Source organism: Arthrobacter sp. 10N410 (genome assembly GCF_056394945.1).
This window is the reverse complement of record NZ_JBFTIP010000001.1, coordinates 819869-837895: the sequence shown is the minus strand read 5'-3', so window position 1 is coordinate 837895 and position 18027 is coordinate 819869. Positions and strand designations below refer to the sequence as shown.

General features: G+C 68.0%; 12 protein-coding genes and 2 tRNA genes. 4 read left to right on the top strand and 10 right to left on the bottom strand.

Annotation, left to right across the window (positions count from 1 at the left end; genetic code table 11):
- Positions 1-36: 36 nt before the first annotated feature.
- The 6 genes from AC1DB8_RS03975 to AC1DB8_RS03950 form a co-directional block, all read right to left on the bottom strand.
- Positions 37-1431: a GntT/GntP/DsdX family permease gene (locus AC1DB8_RS03975; protein ID WP_441417848.1), complete on the bottom strand. Its 1395-nt coding sequence runs from the start codon at positions 1429-1431 to the stop codon at positions 37-39.
- Between the two features lie 62 nt (positions 1432-1493).
- On the bottom strand, positions 1494-2027 hold the full coding sequence (locus tag AC1DB8_RS03970) for a gluconokinase (RefSeq protein WP_441417233.1): 534 nt from the start codon (positions 2025-2027) through the stop codon (positions 1494-1496).
- Between the two features lie 74 nt (positions 2028-2101).
- Positions 2102-2881, bottom strand: coding sequence for a PIG-L deacetylase family protein (locus tag AC1DB8_RS03965; RefSeq protein WP_476892225.1), 780 nt, complete (start codon positions 2879-2881; stop codon positions 2102-2104).
- A gap of 3 nt (positions 2882-2884) precedes the next feature.
- Entirely contained in the window at positions 2885-3838 is a 954-nt protein-coding gene (locus AC1DB8_RS03960; RefSeq protein WP_476892224.1) for an electron transfer flavoprotein subunit alpha/FixB family protein, read from the bottom strand.
- Between the two features lie 14 nt (positions 3839-3852).
- A complete protein-coding gene (locus AC1DB8_RS03955; protein ID WP_476892300.1) occupies positions 3853-4653 on the bottom strand; it encodes an electron transfer flavoprotein subunit beta/FixA family protein in 801 nt (266 codons plus the stop codon).
- 309 nt (positions 4654-4962) lie between these two features.
- On the bottom strand, positions 4963-6537 hold the full coding sequence (locus AC1DB8_RS03950) for a S1C family serine protease (RefSeq protein ID WP_476892223.1): 1575 nt from the start codon (positions 6535-6537) through the stop codon (positions 4963-4965).
- A 306-nt stretch (positions 6538-6843) separates the two neighbouring features.
- Here AC1DB8_RS03950 and AC1DB8_RS03945 point away from each other — a divergent pair, with 306 nt between their 5' ends.
- The 3 genes from AC1DB8_RS03945 to AC1DB8_RS03935 all read left to right on the top strand — a co-directional run bounded on the left by AC1DB8_RS03945 (position 6844) and on the right by AC1DB8_RS03935 (position 11297).
- The gene (locus AC1DB8_RS03945) at positions 6844-8889 is read left to right on the top strand and encodes a TPM domain-containing protein (RefSeq protein ID WP_476892222.1); all 2046 of its coding nucleotides are present in this window, start codon (positions 6844-6846) and stop codon (positions 8887-8889) included.
- A gap of 115 nt (positions 8890-9004) precedes the next feature.
- The gene (locus AC1DB8_RS03940; RefSeq protein ID WP_476892221.1) at positions 9005-9793 is read left to right on the top strand and encodes a PspA/IM30 family protein; all 789 of its coding nucleotides are present in this window, start codon (positions 9005-9007) and stop codon (positions 9791-9793) included.
- 79 nt (positions 9794-9872) lie between these two features.
- Positions 9873-11297, top strand: coding sequence for a cryptochrome/photolyase family protein (locus AC1DB8_RS03935; RefSeq protein WP_476892220.1), 1425 nt, complete (start codon positions 9873-9875; stop codon positions 11295-11297).
- A gap of 52 nt (positions 11298-11349) precedes the next feature.
- Here AC1DB8_RS03935 and AC1DB8_RS03930 read toward each other — a convergent pair.
- The 4 genes from AC1DB8_RS03930 to AC1DB8_RS03915 form a co-directional block, all read right to left on the bottom strand.
- Positions 11350-11426, bottom strand: a tRNA-Met gene (locus AC1DB8_RS03930).
- A 159-nt stretch (positions 11427-11585) separates the two neighbouring features.
- Positions 11586-11659: transfer RNA gene (locus AC1DB8_RS03925), tRNA-Met, on the bottom strand.
- 220 nt (positions 11660-11879) lie between these two features.
- A complete protein-coding gene (locus AC1DB8_RS03920; RefSeq protein ID WP_476892219.1) occupies positions 11880-14909 on the bottom strand; it encodes a UPF0182 family membrane protein in 3030 nt (1009 codons plus the stop codon).
- A 159-nt stretch (positions 14910-15068) separates the two neighbouring features.
- On the bottom strand, positions 15069-16298 hold the full coding sequence (locus tag AC1DB8_RS03915; RefSeq protein WP_476892218.1) for a YlbL family protein: 1230 nt from the start codon (positions 16296-16298) through the stop codon (positions 15069-15071).
- Positions 16299-16533: 235 nt separating this feature from the next.
- Between AC1DB8_RS03915 and AC1DB8_RS03910 the strand changes: the two genes are divergently transcribed.
- Positions 16534-17985, top strand: a complete 1452-nt coding sequence (locus AC1DB8_RS03910) for a zinc-dependent metalloprotease (protein ID WP_441417223.1) — start codon at positions 16534-16536, stop codon at positions 17983-17985.
- Positions 17986-18027: the final 42 nt, after the last annotated feature.

The window sequence follows — 18027 nt, the reverse complement described above, 5'->3', positions numbered from 1 at the left end:
TGCCCGGGGCCTGCGCGGCTTTTGTTGTGCCGCCCGCTAAATGACCAGCGAGAGCAGCATCACGAAGGCAAAGCCCACCACGGAGATCAGCGTCTCCATCACGGACCAGGTCTTGAACGTCTGTCCGACGCTGAGGCCGAAGAGTTCCTTCACCAGCCAGAAGCCGGCGTCGTTGACGTGGGAGAGGAAGAGCGAGCCGGCGCCGATCGCAAGGGCCAGCAGGGCGGCGTGGGTCGGGGAAAGCGAACTGGCCAGCGGTGCCACGATGCCCGCCGCGGTCACGGTGGCCACGGTCGCGGAGCCGGTGGCGAGGCGCAGCGCCACGGCCACGAGGAAGCCGAGGACCAGCACGGACATGTTGGCGCCCTCGGCCCATTTCTTGACGGCGTCGCCGACGCCGGCGCCGATCAAGGTCTGCTTGAAGCCGCCGCCGGCGCCCACGATCAGCAGGATCGCGGCAATCGGGCCGAGACTCGCGCCGATCTTGGTGGTGATCTTGTTGCCGGTGAAGCCGACGGCGTAGCCGAAGGTGCCGATGGCGAGCAGGACCGCCAGGGTCATCGCAACGAGCGGCTGACCCACGAAATCGAAGAAGACCCGGATCCACGGCGCCGAGGCGGCGTCGGGCCAGATGATGTCCACGACGGCCTTGAGCAGCATGAGGACCACCGGGAAGATGATGGTCATCAGCGTGACCGGGAAGCTGGGCTGGCGCTTGACGCCTTCGAGATCGGCGCCGTGCTCGGTGTCGATGCCGCCCGCGACGGCGGGGGCGCCCACCGGCACCCATTTGGCGGCGAGCCGGGAAAACAACGGCCCGCAGATGATGACGGTGGGGACGGCGACCAGGAGTCCGAGCGCGAGCGTGGTGCCCAGCTCGGCCTTGACGGCGCTGATCGCGATCAGCGGACCCGGGTGCGGCGGCACGAGGCCGTGCAGCACCGACAATCCGGCCAGCGCCGGGATGGCGATGCGCATCAGCGGCATTTTGGAGCGCTGCGTGACCAGGACAATCACCGGCAGCAGCAGCACGAGGCCGATTTCGAAGAACATCGGCAGGCCGATGATCACCGCGACAAGCGTGATGGACCAGACCACCCGGTTACCGCCCGCCTTGGCGAGCAGCGTGTCCACCACGCGGTTGGCTCCCCCGGAGTCCGCCAGGAGCTTGCCCAGCATGGCGCCGAGGGCGATCAGCAGGCCGACCTCCTTCAAGACGCCGCCCACGCCGTCCTCGAAGTTGCTGATGATCTTGGGCAGTTCCACGCCCGAGGCCAGTCCGACAAAGGCCGAGCCCAGCACAAGCGCGAGGAAGGGGTGGAGCTTAAACTTGGCGATCAGCACCACGATCAGTGCGATGCCGAGGCCGGCGACCACCAGGAGCTGGGTGTCGTGGCCGGTCCAGGCCTCGAGGGCAGCGGGAAGCTGCATTGCTGTAAGAGAATTCAAAACGTTTTCCTAGCTGGAATAAGGGGGTGGTGACCGGCGCGCGGTTAGCGCGCGGCGGCGTCGGCGCCGTTGAGGTGGAGCCGGTCGATGATTTCCTGGGCTTCGTCCGCGGGGGTTGCCCCTACGGAGAGGGTGATGAAGTTTTCGTCCTCGGTGGGGGCTTCCAGCGCGTCGAACTGGGATTCCAGCAGCGCCGGTGGCATGAAGTGGCCGTGCCGGGAGGCGAGGCGGTCCGAGATCCGGTCCTTACTGCCTTCAAGGAAGACAAAAACCACGCCTTCCCCGCGCAGGACGTCGCGGTACCGCTTCTTCAGGGCCGAGCAGGTTACGACGCCGGGGGTCCCGGCGGCGGTGTGCTCCCGGATCCAGGCGGCGATAGTGTCCAGCCAGGGCCAGCGGTCTTCGTCCGTCAGCGGCTGGCCGGCGTGCATCTTGGCCACGTTGGACGCCGGATGCAGGTCGTCGCCTTCCGCGAGGTCCCAACCCAGCCGCCCGGCCAGCAGGCCGGCCACGGTGGATTTGCCCGAGCCTGAGACGCCCATGATGACCAGGACGGGGTGCTGCGCAGTCTTCGCCATTAAAGTCTGCCTTCCATCAATAAATATGATTTAAACAATGGCAAGCATATGGCAGCGGTCACGCTCGGGCAACACTAGAAGCCGGCGATGGTTCCCGGGCCGTTGACCGCGACGACGTGGAACGCCTCGGCGCTCCGGCCCGGAGCGAGGCCGCCGCGTTCCCCGGTGGCGAGCATGAGGCCGCGGACGGTGCGTTCCATGGCGTCAACGTCGGGGTGCTGGCTGGCGTGGATGTGGATGGCCGCCAGCTTTTCCTCGACGTTCCCGGTGACATCCACAAAGTGGTTCTCCCGCTCCTCCGGTCCGGCGAAGAGCCACAGCCAGGGCAGCTTGTAGGCCTCCAGCCCGGCCGCGGCCAGTTCCGGGTACGCGAAGGGGTTCTCCAGCGCCGGGTACACAGCCCTGGTCACCGCCTCCCCCACCGCCAGGTGGTCCGGGTGGCTCTTCTGGATCCGGTTCCAGTTCCGTTCCGGATGCATGGCGAGCACGACGTCGGGACGGAGCCGGCGGATCAGGCGCACCACCTCGCGGATGACCTCGTGCGAGGGCTCAAGGTAGCCGTCCAGCTGGTGGAGGTAGTGGATATCCCTCACGCCGACGAGCGCGGCGGCGCGCTGCTGTTCCTCCGTCCGCAGCCGGACGATTTCGTCGCGCTTCGCCGGGTCGAAGCCGCCGGCGTCCCCGTCCGTCATGATGCAGTAGCTGACCTGGACTCCGGCGGCGGTCCACGCGGCGATGGTGCCGGCGGCGCCGAAGTCGATGTCGTCCGGGTGGGCGGTGAAACAAAGCACCCGCTCGATCCGGGTGTGGTTCAGATCGAACGGGCTCTGTGCCGCGGGGGCGTTGGTGCTCAATGGTCAGCCTTTGCGCTTCTTGATTTCTTCGGTGGCCTGCGGCAGCACCTGGAAGAGGTCGCCGACGATGCCGAAGTCGGCGATCTCGAAGACCGGGGATTCGGCGTCCTTGTTCACCGCCACGATCACCTTGGCGGTCTGCATGCCGGCCTTCTGCTGGATGGCGCCGGAAATGCCGGCAGAGATGTAGAGCTGCGGGGAGACGGTCTTGCCGGTCTGGCCGATCTGCGCGTCGTGGCCGATCCAGCCGGCGTCCGTGGCGGCGCGGGACGCGCCGATGGCCGCGCCCAGGGCGTCGGCGAGGTCCTCAAGCGGTCCGAAGTTTCCGTCCACTCCCCGGCCGCCGGCCACGACGATCCGGGCCTCGGAGAGGTCGGGGCGGCCGCTGGCGGCCTTCTCGGTCCGGGCGGTCACCCGGGCCGCGCCGGCTATGGCGTCCGCCGGCAGGTCGACCGTGACAGGCTGCGGGGCGGTGGCCGTGGCGGCCGGCTCCGGGGCGACGCTGTTGGCCTTGACGGTCAGCACGGCCACCGGGGTGGTGGCCCTGGCCGTGGTGGTGTACGAGCCGGCGAGCACCGACTTGTGCGCGGTCCCGTCCGGGTCGACCGCGACGACGTCGGTGATCACACCGGCGCCGAGTTTGATCCCCAGCCGCGCCGCGACCTCCTTGCCCTCGGCCGAGTTCTCGGCCAGCACCACGGTGGCCCCGGAGGTTCCGGCCACGGCCGCGAGGAACGCCGCCTTGGGGCCGACGAGGTAGTCGTTGAGGTCGGCTGCCGCGGGGACGTAGAGTTCCCCCGCTCCGTAGGCTGCCAGCTCGGCGGCGACGTCGTCGTGCAGTTCGCCGTTGAACGCCACCGCGGCCTCACCCAGCGAGCGCGCGATGGTGAGCAGCTCCAGGCTGGACTTCTTCAGCGCCTGGCCCGGGGTATCGATGAATACAAGTACTTTTGCCATGTCTGGATTTCCCCTTAGAGCAGCTTCTGGGCGGCCAGGAACTCGACCAGCCTGAGGCCGGCGTCGCCTTCGTCGGTGATGATGGTGCCGGCCGTCCGCGGCGGGCGCGCTTCGGCGGTCTCGACGGCGGTCCAGGAGCCCGCGAGCCCCACCTGGCCGGGTTCAACGCCGATGTCCGCCAGCGTCAGGGTGGCGATGGTCTTCTTCTTCGCCGCCATGATGCCCTTGAAATTCGGGTAGCGGGGGTCGTTGATCTGGTCCGTGACCGAAACGAGGGCCGGCAGGGTGGCCTCGACGGTGTCCGCGTGCGAGTCACCGTCGCGGCGGGCCGTGAGCTTGCCGCCGTCGAGTTCCAGCGAGGATGCGAAGGTCACCTGCGGCAGGCCGAGGCGCTCGGCGAGCTGGGCCGGGACCAGCGAGGTCTCGCCGTCGGTGGACGCCATGCCGGTCAAGATGAGATCCGCCGGCGCGTCGGCGCCGAGGTGCCGGATCGCCGCGGCCAGCGCCAGCGAGGTGGCTGCCGCGTCCGAGCCGGCGAGCGCATCGTCGCTGAGGTGGACGCCTTCGGTGGCGCCGATCTGCAGCGACTTCTTGACGGCATTGACGGCGCCGGCCGGGCCCATGCTCAGGGCGATGACCTTGTTGCCGGCCGCTTCGCCACCGCGGGCCTCGATCAGCTGCAGCGCGGCTTCCAGGGCGTATTCGTCGAGCTCCGACAGGATGCTTTCGGACCGGTCCGTGGTGTTGTCCCCGCCGCCAAGGTGGCGGTCGAACTGCGCGTCCGGTACGTGCTTGACCAGCACGATGATCTTCAAAGTCTCTTCCACTGTGTTTACAGCAGCCTTCCATGCGGGTGGGCAGCCAGCCGGGTGGGGACGTGGCCAGGGAGCGCCCGGGGTGCCGGGTTGCTCCTAGCTAACCATATAGCGCGGGCCTGGCGGGGCCTCGGTTAACGCCTGTGTCAGGGCGCCCCGGAAAGGGGCAATAGTGGTCGTTAGCGTGCCGGAAAAGGGAGCCGGGAAAAGCAGCGCCGGCCGGCACCCCAAGGTGCCGGCCGGCGTCACGGGCCGGGCGTTGCGGCTCCGGGACCCTCTCGTCGTACTGCTGTTCGCTACTGGTGCTGGCTACTGGTCGGCGGCCGCACCAAGGGTCACATCGAGCTGCTGTTCCTGGCCGCCCCGGAGGACGGTGACCTTGACCGTCGCGCCGGCGGCCTGCTCGCGCACGGCGGCTGTCAGCTGGTTCGGATCGCTGATGGTCCGGTCCTGGAACTTCGTGATGACGTCGCCCACCTTGATGCCGGCCTTGTCGGCGGCCGAGCCCGGTTCGACCGTGGCCACGTCGGCGCCGACCGAGAAGCCGGAGGACGAGGTGCCGGCCGCCTTGGACTTCACGCTCACTCCAAGCTGGCCGTGGGTGGCCTTGCCGGTGCTGATGATCTCCTGGGCCACGCGCTTAGCGTGGTTGATCGGGATGCTGAAGCCGACGCCGATGTTGCCGCTGCTCGTGCTGCCACTGGCGTCCCCGCCGGCGGAGGCGATGGCCACGTTGACGCCGATGATTTCACCCTTGCTGTTCACCAGCGCGCCGCCGGAGTTACCCGGGTTGATGGCCGCGTCGGTCTGGATGACGTTGATCGAGATGCTGCCCTGATCGGCAGTGCTCGGCGCCTGGCCGCCACCGGGAGGGGCGAACTGGAAGCCTTGGTCGCCGCCCTGGGAATTGTCGGCGCCGCCCTTGGGGGCGGCCGAGGAGGCCACGCTGATGGTGCGGTTGAGTGTGGAGACGATGCCGTCCGTGACGGTTCCGGTCAGGCCCAGCGGGGAGCCGATCGCGACGGCGGTGTCACCGACGTTGAGTTTGTCCGAGTCGCCAAGGGTTGCCGGAACCAGCCCGGCCGGCTTGTCGATCTTGATCACGGCGAGGTCCGAGAGCGGGTCGGTGCCGACGATCTTCGCGCTGAAGACTTTGCCGTCGCTCGTGCGGACCTCCACGGCGGCGTTGGCGGTCTTGCCGTCCAGCGTGACGACGTGGGTGTTGGTGAGGACGTGGCCATCGCCGTCGAGGATGATGCCGGACCCCGTGCCTCCGTCGCTTCCGCTCGAGGCCTTGATGGTCACGACGCTGGGCGAGGCCTTCATCGCTGCGGCGGTGATCGCGTTGACGTCGTCCTTGTTGTTCACGATCACGGTGCCGGACTGGCTGGTGCTGCCCGTGGAAGACAGGGGCCGGTTCCCGATCAGGGCGTTGCTGCCGGCCACGACTCCGCCGCCCACCAGACCGGCGGCCAGGATGCTGGCAATGAGGGTGGGAACGCCGAAGGCGGCCTTGCGCTTCGGCGCGTTGGCCGGGTGGTTAAACGCATTGTTGTGGGGAGCCTGTCCGGCAGGCGGCTGGTTGCCGTAGGCGCCATAGGGGCTGGCTCCCTGGCCGTAGGGCGCGGGCTGTTCGTGCGAGGGCGCGCCAAACTGCTGCGTCTCGGGACCCGAGTGCTGGGCATAGGCCGGGGGACGCTCCGGATACACCGGGCGCGGGGAGCCATCCGCCGGTTGGTCAAGCCTCATGGTCGGGTTTTCCCGGGCTGAGTCCTCCGCCGCTGTGCTGTGCGAAGCCCCGGCAGCGGCCTCCCCCGGCTCAAGCGGCTCCCCGTTCGGGGTCGATGGATCCGGTGACGCGCCCTGCATTGGGTTCTCAGTCATGGGACTTCCTTTCATCCTCGTCTGCAGTCAATTATGGCGGTCCAGACTGGAACATAAGCGAACATTTGCTGGGAGGTTCCTGAATGCCGACGTGCGCCGGGGCGGGGCTGGGTCCTCCCGTCCCGCCAGCTTCAGCGCGTTTCGCTGGTGGCATATTCCCGGCGGTGGACGGCCTTTGGGGTGCACCATAGAATCAAATGGAATTGCCACAGCGACCTGCGGCTTTACACCTGCGTGGGGGCGCTGCTGCGTTCTGAGACGACCGGCTCGGCTCGATCCGGTCACAGAAGTGCTGAAGGGTTGCACATGCGGTCAATGATGAAACGATTCCTCGCCGTTCTCGGCGTGGCCGGACTGCTGGCGCTCCCCGCCGCTCCTGCCCTCGCCGAAGATCCGGTGACCATTCCTTCCGGGCAGAACATCGTCGACAGCGGCAACGTGCTCGGCAGCCGCAAGGGCGAGGTCCAGGACGCGATCCAGAAGCTCCTGAAGGACCACAAGTACAACCTTTACGTGGTCACCGTAAAGACCTTCGAGAACCCGGCCGACCCCAAGTCATGGTCACAGGCCGTGGCCACCAAGAAGGGCATGGGCCGGGCCGACGTCATCCTGGCCATGTCCGACGACGGCAAGTACTACTTCTCGCCCAACTCGGCCAGCGCCATCTACTCGAAGACCAGCACCATCAGCCAGAACGCGATCGTCGCGAACCTGGCCGGCGGAAAGCGCGACTTTGCGCAGGCCGCGATTGACACCGCCGCGGCAGTCGGTGACGCCGCCGGCGGCGGCAGCGGCTCGGTCCCCTCTGCGGGCGCCGGGAACGGCGTCCTGGTCGGCGTCGGCGTCGTGGCGGCCGGCGGCGTGGGAACCTATCTTTACCTGCGCAACCGACGGAAAAAGACCGCCGCGGCAGGCGGCACCTCTTATGGCCCGCAGGGCGCCGAACTCGACCCCCTCGCCGGATTGAGCGTCGAGGAGTTGCGCCGCAAGAGCGGTTCGCTGCTGATCGAAGCGGACGACGCCATCAAGTCCAGCGAACAGGAGCTTGGCTTCGCCCAGGCGCAGTACGGTGACGCCGCCGTCGGCAACTTCACGAAAGCACTGCAGGACGCCAAGGCCCACATGAGCGAGTCGTTCAAGCTGCAGCAGCAGCTTGACGACCACATTCCGGACACCGAAGAGCAGCAGCGGACCTGGCTGGGCGAAATCATCCGCCGCTCCGAGGCCGCACTGTCCTCCCTCCAGGAGCAGAAGGCGGACTTCGATTCCCTGCGGGAGCTTGAGAAGAACGCCCCGCAGGCGCTGGCGGCCGTCGGCACCGGCGCAAAGGACGCGGAGGCCAAGATTGCCGCCGCTGAGCAGTCGCTGGGCGAGCTCCGGGCAAAATATGCGGAGAGCGCCCTGACGCAGGTCGCGGACAACATCAGCCAGGCCAAGGAACGTCTGGCATTTGTGCAAAACGCCTCCGCCACGGCCCAGGACAAGCTCAGCGCCGGCGAAGGCAGCCTTGCCGCCGTCGCGGTCCGGGCCGCCGAGGAGAGCCTGCACCAGACTAACGTGCTGCTTGGGGCCATCGCCAAGGTGGCGGCCAATCTGGACGAGGCCCGCAGCGGACTCGAGTCTGCCGTCGTGGACACGTCGCAGGACCTCGCCCAGGCGCGGGCCATGATCCAGTCCGGCGCCCACCCGGAACTGGCCGGACCGGTCGCCGGGGTGGAGGCCGCACTGGCCCAGGTCAAAGCCGAAATCCAGGCCGGCAAGATCGACCCCATCGCCACGCTGGAGCGCGTGGAGAACGCCCACCAGTCCCTCGACACGGCCCTGACCGGCATCCGGGACCAGCAGGAGCAGGCCCGCCGGGCGCAGGCCTCGCTGCAGCAGAGCATCATGTCCGCCCAGGCGCAGATCAGCGCGACCTCCGACTACATCACGGCACGCCGCGGCGGGGTGGGCACCGAGGCGCGCACCCGGCTCGCCGAGGCGCAGCGCAACCTCGACTACGCCCTGTCCATCTCCCGCACCGACCCGGTCACCGCCCTGCAGTACGCGCAGCAGGCTCATTCCCTCGCCGCCCAGGCCGCACAGCTGGCGCAAGCCGATGTGGACCAGTTCGGCGGCTACGCGAACCAGGGCTACGGCCGCGGCGGGATGTTCGGCGGCGGCGGAGGAGGCGGCCTCGGCGGCGCCATCCTCGGTGGCATCCTGATCAACTCCATCCTGCACGGCGGCGGTGGCGGCGGTTGGGGCGGAGGCGGCGGAGGCTGGGGCGGCGGCGACTCCGGCGGCGGTTGGGGCGGCGGCGACTTTGGCGGCGGCGGCGATTTCGGCGGCGGGGACTCAGGGAGTTTTTAGCCGGCCGGTCACAGACTAGGCGCCGGCGGACTCGATCCGGCCGGCGGGTAGAAGCGGTACATTCACTGTTCACCGAATTCAGTGGCCACCACTGGATAGGACGAAAGGTAACACCATGGTTAAGCAGTCCATTTTCGGCCGCATGGCGCAGCTGGCGAAGGCGAACATCAACTCCTTGCTGGACCAGGCCGAGGACCCGCAGAAGATGCTGGACCAGATGGTCCGCGACTACACGAACAACATCGCCGAGGCCGAATCAGCGGTCGCGCAGACCATCGGCAACCTGCGCATGCTCCAGGACGACTACAACGAGGACATCAAGAACGCGCAGGACTGGGGCAACAAGGCACTGGCCGCCTCGCGCAAGGCCGACGAGTACCGTGCCAAGGGCGACATTGTGGATGCCGAGAAGTTCGACAACCTGGCCAAGGTGGCCCTGCAGCGCCAGATGTCGTCGGAGAACGAGGCGAAGTCGGCCGAGCCGAGCATCGCTTCCCAGACCGACGTCGTGGACAAGCTCAAGCACGGCCTGGACCAGATGAAGGGCAAGCTCAACGAGCTCACCAGCAAGCGCAACGAGTTGGTGGCCCGGTCCAAGACGGCGGCCGCGCAGACCCAGGTGCACGATGCCCTCAAGAGCATTGACATCATGGATCCGACCTCCGAGGTGGGCCGCTTCGAGGAAAAGATCCGCCGCGAGGAGGCCAAGGTCCGCGGCCAGCAGGAACTCGCCGCCTCCAGCCTGGACGCCCAGTTCAACTCCCTGGAGGACCTCGGCGAGCAGACCGAGATCGAGGCCCGCCTGGCAGCGCTGAAGTCCGGCGGCGCCGCCCCGGCCCTCGGCGCCGGCAACGGCGCGGCCGCCCGCTCCACCGTTGAGGAAGCCGACTTCGACAAGCTCTAACCCTTGAGGCGGGGCCGGGCACCTGCGGGTGCCCGGCCTTTGCTGTGTCGGGGGGCCGCCAATCCAGTAGCGTGGAGCCATGTCTTCGACCCTTGTCTGGCTCCGCGATGACCTCCGCCTCGACGACAACCCCGCCCTTGCGGAAGCTGCGGCGTCCGGTGACCCGCTGACCGTTGTCTATGTGCTCGACGAAGCTTCGCCGGGCGTGCGGCCCCTCGGCGGCGCCGCGAAGTGGTGGCTGCACCACTCGCTCGAGTCGCTCGCCGCCGACCTTGAGGCGGCAGGGTCGCGCCTGCTCCTCCGCCGCGGCCCGGCGGAGGAGGTCATCCGGGGGCTGGCCGAGGAAACCGGCGCCACCCGGCTGCTCTGGAACCGCCGCTACGGCGGCCCGGAACGCACCATCGATGCCGGCCTCAAGGACTGGGCGGCGGGGCGGGAGATCAACGCCACGAGCTTCCAGGCCAGCCTGATGTTCGAGCCGTGGACGGTGCGGACCGGTTCCGGCGGCCCGTACAAGGTCTTCACCCCCTTCTGGAAGGCCTGCCTCGACGCACCGGAGCCCCGACTGCCGCTGGACGCGCCGCAGCGGCTCCCCGAGCCGGCCAAGACCGAGGCCGGTGAACTGCCGGGGAGCGACGCTCTGGAAAGCTGGCACCTGCTCCCCCACAGCCCGGACTGGAGCGCCGGGCTCGCCGCGGAATGGACGCCGGGCGAGGCGGGCGCGCACAGCAGGCTGGAAGACTTCCTCGACGGGCCCGCGGTCGAGTACGGCACCGGCAGGGACGTCCCCGGCGTCGAAGGCACCAGCAGGCTCTCCCCGCACCTGCGTTTCGGCGAGATCAGCCCGTTCCGGGTCTGGCATGCGCTGCGGGAACGTTACCCGCGCGGCGCACCGGCCGACGTCGGGATCTTCCGCTCCGAACTCGGCTGGCGGGAATTCTGCTGGCAACTGCTCTACGAGAACCCGCAGCTGGCCACCCGCAACTACCGCCCCGAGTTTGACCGCTTCGCCTGGCAGACGCCGTCGGACGCCGAACTGCAGGCGTGGCAGCAGGGCCGCACGGGCTACCCACTGGTGGACGCCGGCATGCGCCAGCTGTGGCAGACCGGCTGGATGCACAACCGTGTCCGGATGGCAGCGGCCTCGTTCCTGGTCAAGAACCTGCTGGCCGACTGGCGGCTCGGGGAGGCGTGGTTCTGGGACACCCTGGTGGACGCCGACGCCGCGAGCAACCCGGCAAACTGGCAGTGGGTGGCCGGTTCCGGAGCCGACGCCTCCCCCTACTTCCGCATCTTCAACCCGGTTACCCAGAGCAAGAAGTTCGACGCTGCCGGGCGCTACCTGCGGGCCTTTATTCCGGAGCTTGCCGGCCTCGACGACAAGGCGGTACATGAACCGTGGAAGGCCGACGGCGGCGCGGCCGGCTACCCGGGCCCGATCGTGGGTCTGCCCGAGTCGCGGGCTCGGGCCCTGGACACCTACCAGCGGCTCAAGGACGCCTAGGAAACAACAAAGGCCCGGATCCTGGGATCCGGGCCTTTGCTATTACTGCCATTGGTTGCGGGGGCAGGATTTGAACCTGCGACCTCTGGGTTATGAGCCCAGCGAGCTACCGAACTGCTCCACCCCGCGTCGCTTGATCAACACTACCGCACTTTGGCCGCCGCCCCGACCACGGGCCCGGACCGCTCGCCTCATGGATCACGAGACGCTGCGCAGAGGAAAGAGTCAGTCTGAGGACTTAAAGCAAGAAGTCCGGAACACTTTCCAGTGTTCCGGACTTCTTCTCAGTTGCGGGGACAGGATTTGAACCTGTGACCTCTGGGTTATGAGCCCAGCGAGCTACCGAACTGCTCCACCCCGCGTCGCATGATCAACTTTACCTGCCGGTGAACGGCAGGCCAAATCGGGGCGGCGTGATGTGCGTCCCATCCGTCACTCGGCCCCTGCCCGGAGGCCCGCACGGGACCCGCAAGCTGCCGGTTCGCCCGTCCAAGCCAAGGCGAAAGGCCGGATCCCCCGCTCGAACGGAACGGGGAATCCGGCCTTCGGCCTTCCTACAAACGCCTGCCGGGCCGCCGGCGCCTACTTACTCGGCGAGGGCGACGGCGAGGGCGTGGACGACGGCGACGCGCTGCCGCTCGGCGACGGAGTGGCCGACGGTGACGGCGACGGCGTCGTCGTGGTGATCTTGGCCTCTGCGTCGATCGCCCGCTGCAGGGCCGCGGAGAGCTTCTTCTGCTGCTCGCCGTAGGCCGCGAAGTCACCCTTGGCCAGGGCCGCCTGGCCGGCCTGGATCGCGCCGTTGGCCTCTTCGAGGGCCGCTTTCAGTTCCGCCTTGGCGTCCGTCGTACCGCCGGCGGCCGGGGGCGTTGCTCCCGGGGCCGGGGTAGCCGGAGTTTGGCCGTTGTTGGCGGCGTCGCCGGCGGTGGCGCCGGAGCGGCCGCCGAACAGCTGGTTCAGTGCCTCGTCAAGGGTCGGCGCGAAGCCGATCTTGTCACCGAATGCGACCAGGACCCGTTGCAGCGTCGGGTAGGAGGTCTCGCCGGTCGACTTCAGGTACACCGGCTGCACGTAGAGCAGGCCCCCGCCCACCGGCAGCGTCAGCAGGTTGCCGTTGAGCACCGCCGATGCGCCCTGTCGCAGCAGGTTCAGGGCCTGCGACACGGTGGGATCGGAGTTGAACTTGTTCTGCGCCTGGCCGGGCCCGGGGACGTTGGCTTCCGGCGGAATCTGCAGCAGCCGCAACTGCCCGTAGCTCGCCGCCTTTACGCCCTTCTGGTTGCCGGCATCCGAGTCCGCGGCCAGGAAGCCGTAAAGCACGTTGCGCGCATTGCCATTGACTACCTGCGGGATGAATGACGACGTCAGCTGGAAGGCAGGCTTGTCCTGGTCGGGCATCTGCAGCGACATGTAGAACGGCGGCTGTTTGACCCCTTCTTCCTTGACGGTCGGGTCGTTCGGGACGCTCCAGGCATCATTGTTGGTGAAGAAGCTGTCCGGGTTCGTTACGTGGTACCGGCCCAGGAGTTCGCGCTGGACCTTGAACAGGTCCTCCGGGTAGCGGACGTGGCTCATCAGGGCGCCGGACATCTCCGAGTACGGCTTCAGGGAGGTCGGGAACACCTTCTGCCAGGCTTTCAGGACCGGATCCTGGTCGTCCCAGGCGTAGAGCGTGACGGAACCGTCGTAGGCGTCCACGGTGGCCTTCACCGAGTTTCGGATGTAGTTGACGGAGTTGCTCGGCAGCGCGGCGGTGCGGCCGGCCGAGGTCTGCGAGTCCCGCGTGGCGTCCGAGAGCTGCTCCTGCTGCGAGTACGGGAAGTACGGGCTCGTGGTGTAGCCGTCCACAATCCACTTCACCCTGCCGTCGACGACGGCGGGATAGGCGTTTCCGTCGACCGTCAGGTAGGGCGCGACCTTCTCCACCCGGTCCTTCGGGCTCCGGTCGTAAAGGATCTGTGACTCGGCGTTGACGCCGTCGGACAGCAGCAGGTCCGAGGACTGGAACTTGATCGAGTAGAGGATCTTGTTGAAGAAGCTGCCCACGTTCGGACCGCCGTTGCCGGTGAAGGTGTACTGCGTTCCGGCGTCGCCTTCCTTGGCCGCCGGGCGGTCCTGCTCGCGGTGCGCGGCACCGGCCGGAGCGCCGACGATCGAGTAGTCCGGCGAATTCTCGCCGAAGTAGATCCGCGGCTGGTAGCTGGTGTCGGTCCCCAGCACGCCCGTGGACGGGATGCCCGACTGCAGGAACTCGGGCTTGCCGTCCGCGGTGAACTTGTTGCCCTTGGCCGCGACCACGCCGTACCCGTGGGTGTAGACCACGTGCTTGTTGAGCCAGGACTGCTGATTGGTGGCCAGGCCGCCCGGGTTCAGCTCGCGCACCGCGATGACGGTGTCCTGGATCTTGCCGTTCACCTCGTAGCGGTCCACGTTCAGGGTGCTCGGGAACTGGTAGTACGGCCGGTACTGCTCCAGTTGGGAGAACGCGTCCGAGATCAGGTTCGGGTCCAGCAGGCGGATGTTGGCGGTGGTCTGGGCGTCCGGGGCCAGGGCGCCGGTGGTGGCCTTGGTGGTGGCCTCGTAGCGTTTCTCCTGGATCTTATCCAGGCCGTAGGCGGCGCGGGTCATGGTGATGTTGCGCTTGATGTACTCATTCTCCAGGGTCTGCTCCGAGGGGCGGACCTGGAACTGCTGGATCACCCAGGGGTAGACGCCGCCGGCCAGGATCGAGGTGATCACGAGCATGGCGGTGCCGATCACCGGCAAGCGCCACTTGCCGATCACTGCGGCGACGATGAAGAGGACGGCCACGAGTGCGGCGGCGACGGCGAGGATGGCCTTGGTGGGGATGACCGCGTTCACGTCGGTGTACAGCGCACCGGCCCAGCGGCCGCCGTTGTTCAGCACGGCGGAGTAGCGGTCAAGCCAGAAGTTGACGCCAAGCAGCAGCAGGAACGCCGCGCCCGCGACCGCGAGGTGGATCTGGGCGGCGCGGCTGGTGAAAACGCCGCGCTCCATCAGGCGGATGCTGCCGTAAAGGTAGTGCGTGAGGATGCCGGCGACTCCGGCCACGACGGCGACGCTGATCAGGAAACCGGTAACGAAGCCCAGGAAAGGCAGGGTCATGAGGTAGAAACTGATGTCCAGGTTGAACTGCGGATCGTTCTGGCCGAAGGGCTCCTGGTTGAGGAAGAGCATCACCTTTTGCCATTGGCTGGCGGCCGCGCTGCCGGCGAAGAGGCCGAACAGCACCGGCAGGCCGATCATGACCACGCGGCGGATCGGTTCAAGCTGGGCCTGGTAGCGGTTGAGGTTGTCGCGGACGTCCGAGTCGGGTGCGTAGACCGGCCGGGCGATATAGGCGATCCGGATCGCGAAGAACACGGCGGCGAACATCACGGCGAAGCCGGCCAGGAAGATGGCGATCCGTGCGATGTTCTCGGTCAGGAAGACTTCAAAAAAGCCCAACTGCTGGTACCAGAGGACGTCCGTCCAGACATTGGCGAAGAAAATGAAGCCCACGACGATCAGGGCGACAACAATCAGTGTCGGCGTCAGTGCGCCTCGCCGTTGCTGTGGCCTTCCGGGTGGGACGGTGCTGGGACGGGACAAACTCGGTACCTCATAGCTGGTCGTCAGTGCTGCTGGTTTTTTAGTTGTCTAAGTGCATCGTGTTGCTGCAGTCTAGCGACTGCCGGCGCCGGCCCGGCAGGGCGGCAGCGGCCGTCATTAGTGCCACGAGTGGCGCCAGAGCTTAGTTCCGGGGTCAGTCTAGTTGCTGGTGCAGACCGGAAGCCCCGATGTGTCGCCGCCGGCAGCGGCGAGCTCGACGGCGCGGCGCGCGTCGGCCAGGTTCTCCACCTTGACGACCTGGAGGCCTGCCGGGATGTGGCCCACGACGTCGTCGCAGTTGGCCGCCGGGGCCAGGAACATCGTGGCGCCGCCGGACCTGGCCCCGACCATCTTCTGGCTGATCCCGCCGATGGCCCCCACGGCGCCGTCGGGCGTAATGGTGCCGGTGCCTGCAACATGCTTGCCGCCGGTCAGGTCACCGGGGGTCACAGTGTCCACGATGCCGAGGGCGAACATCATGCCGGCGCTGGGGCCTCCGACCTTGTCCAGCGAGATCTTGACGTTGAACGGGAACTTGAACTTGTACTGCAGCACGACGCCGAGGAGGTAGCGGCCGGTCTGGGACTTGCTCGGGGTGACCGTCAGCGGCAGTTGGCTGCCATTGCGCTCGACGACGACCGTCACCGGTTTGCCGTTCCCCGCTGCGAGCTGCGCCTGGACAACGCTGAGCGCGGTGATCGGCTTGCCGTCGATCGAGACCAGCACGTCGCCTTCCTGGATCTTGCCCTTCGACGCCGAGTCGTCCGGAATCCCGGCAACCTGCAGCTTCTGCTCGAACGGGATACTGAGTTCCTTGAGCGCCGCGGCGACGGCATTCTCCTGCGAGGTCGTCATGGCGACCGCGCTTTCCTGCTGCGACTGTTCCTTGGTGACGCCCTTGGGGAAGATCAGTTCCTCCGGATAGACCGCCTTTGCGGCGTTCAGCCACGCGCTCAGGGCTTCGAAGACCGTGACCGGCCCGTTGGGGCCGCCGTCGACGTAGACGGTGGTGAGGTCCAGGTTGCCCTTGGCCGGGAAAGTCTCGTGTCCCGCCACGGTGATGACCGGCTTGCCGTTGTCCGTGCCGAGCGTATTGAACGTAGGGCCGGGCGATTCGATCACATAGGGAACGGGCAGGCTCATGGCGGCGAGGCCGAGGGCCATCGCCAACAGGCCGGAGACGAGCATGGTGGAGGAGCGGTTGTCCGCTCCCCCGCCGTTGGCACCGCGGGTCCTCCGTCCCGGGGCACGGCCTCCGCTGCCTGCGGCGCCGCGTCTGGCGGCGAAACGGGACCACAGGCTGGGTTTGCCGCCGGCGCTGCGGGTACCGCTGCCGCCGTCGCGGGGCGCGGGTTCGGCCGGCAGCTGCCCGCCCTGGTTAAACGTCAATGAAGGACCTCTCCATGCCGGCGCCTTGGCCCTTGCGGGGCCCGGATCAGGGCGCTGCGGCTGCGGCCGAAACCGGCTCCGCAGCCTTCAAATATTCCAGCCTCTAACACTACGCGCTCGGGCACCGCAGGGGCTCTTTGCCGACAGCGAACGTGGCCGGGTTTCGGGAGACAGCCGCTCACACGGAGGGGTAGCGTGAAGATGAGCACCAGTCACACCGACGATCGGCGGGATCATGACCTCTAACCCACTCAATCCGTCCAACGGGGACGACGAACCCAAGGATCCGCTGGCAGAAATGCTGCAGAACCTGATGGGCGGCAAAGGCATGGGGGACATCGATCCGGCAGAGCTCGCCAAGGCCGCCGGGCTGCCCGACGACCCCAATCTGCTGGCCCAGATGTTTTCGCAGGTCCAGGCCATGATGAGCGCGTCCTCCGACGGTCCGGTGAACTGGCAGCTGGCGCACGAGAACGCCCGCCGGGTGGCCGCCAGCGGCTCCGACCCGTCAGTGACCGCCGCGCAGTCCCGCGAAGTCGACGAGGCCCTCCGGCTCGCCGAGCTCTGGCTGGACCAGGTCACCGAGCTTCCCGCCACCGGGCTGATCGGCCGCGCCTGGTCCCGCGCCGAATGGGTCGAGGAAACCCTGGGGACGTGGAAGCGGCTGACGGAGCCCGTCGCGAACAGCATCGCCAACGCGCTCTCCTCCGCCATGACCGAGCAGATGCCCGAGGAAATGAAGTCCATGATGGGCGGCGCCTCCTCGATGCTGCAGAACATGGGCGGGGCCATTTTCGGCATGCAGCTGGGCCAGGCGATCGGCGCGCTCTCCGCCGAGGTGGTCAGCTCCACCGACATCGGTGTCCCGCTGGCCGACCTGGAAATGGCGCTGCTGCCGGCCAATGTGGCGAAGTTCGGCGAGGGCCTCGGCCTGCCGGAAAACGACATCCGCCTCTTCCTCGCGGTCCGCGAAGCCGCCCACGCCCGGCTCTTTGTGCAGGTCCCGTGGCTGCGCGGGCACCTGCTCGGCGCGATCGAGGCCTACGCCCGCGGCATCCACATCGACACCTCCAAGATCGAGGAACTCGCCCGCGAGCTGGACCCCAGCAACCCGGAGGGCATCCAGGAAGCACTCTCGCAGGGTGTCTTCATGCCGCAGCGCACGCCCGCCCAGGACCAGGCCCTCGAGAAGCTTGAGACGGCGCTGGCCCTGGTGGAGGGCTGGGTGGATGAACTCACGGCCGCCGCAACGGAGAAACTGCTGCCCTCGGCCGCGGCGCTGCGCGAAACCGTCCGGCGCCGACGCGCGACCGGCGGCCCCGCGGAGCACGCGTTCTCCTCGCTGGTCGGTCTTGAGCTGCGGCCCCGCCGGCTGCGCGAGGCCGCCACGCTGTGGGCCCAGCTGAAGGAAGAACGCGGCGTGGAAGGCCGGGACGCCATCTGGCAGCACCCCGACCTCTTGCCCACGGCCGGAGACCTGGACGATCCGAAGGGCTTCAGCGAACGCCGCAAGCTGGCCGAGGCCAGTGACACCGAGGTTGACGACGCGCTGCAGAAGCTGCTGAGCGGCGGGTTCGACACGGCTGAACCAGGGGCGGAGCAGGGCGAAGACCATACCGGCGAAACCGGGGACGATTCCAGCGGTGAGCCCGGAGCCGGGGACGACACCGGCAGCCCCAAGGCCTGACTGGCTATTTCGGCGTGCGGCACCGGAAAGCCCCGGCCGGAA

Bases quoted from the DNA above. Each gene is read 5' to 3' on its own strand.
- AC1DB8_RS03975 (WP_441417848.1), bottom strand. From the start codon at position 1,431: ATGCAGCTTCCCGCTGCCCTCGAGGCCTGGACCGGCCACGACACCCAG.
- AC1DB8_RS03945 (WP_476892222.1), top strand. From the start codon at position 6,844: ATGCGGTCAATGATGAAACGATTCCTCGCCGTTCTCGGCGTGGCCGGA.
- AC1DB8_RS03935 (WP_476892220.1), top strand. From the start codon at position 9,873: ATGTCTTCGACCCTTGTCTGGCTCCGCGATGACCTCCGCCTCGACGAC.
- AC1DB8_RS03970 (WP_441417233.1), bottom strand. From the start codon at position 2,027: ATGGCGAAGACTGCGCAGCACCCCGTCCTGGTCATCATGGGCGTCTCA.
- AC1DB8_RS03940 (WP_476892221.1), top strand. From the start codon at position 9,005: ATGGTTAAGCAGTCCATTTTCGGCCGCATGGCGCAGCTGGCGAAGGCG.
- AC1DB8_RS03910 (WP_441417223.1), top strand. From the start codon at position 16,534: ATGACCTCTAACCCACTCAATCCGTCCAACGGGGACGACGAACCCAAG.
- AC1DB8_RS03960 (WP_476892224.1), bottom strand. From the start codon at position 3,838: ATGGCAAAAGTACTTGTATTCATCGATACCCCGGGCCAGGCGCTGAAG.
- AC1DB8_RS03950 (WP_476892223.1), bottom strand. From the start codon at position 6,537: ATGACTGAGAACCCAATGCAGGGCGCGTCACCGGATCCATCGACCCCG.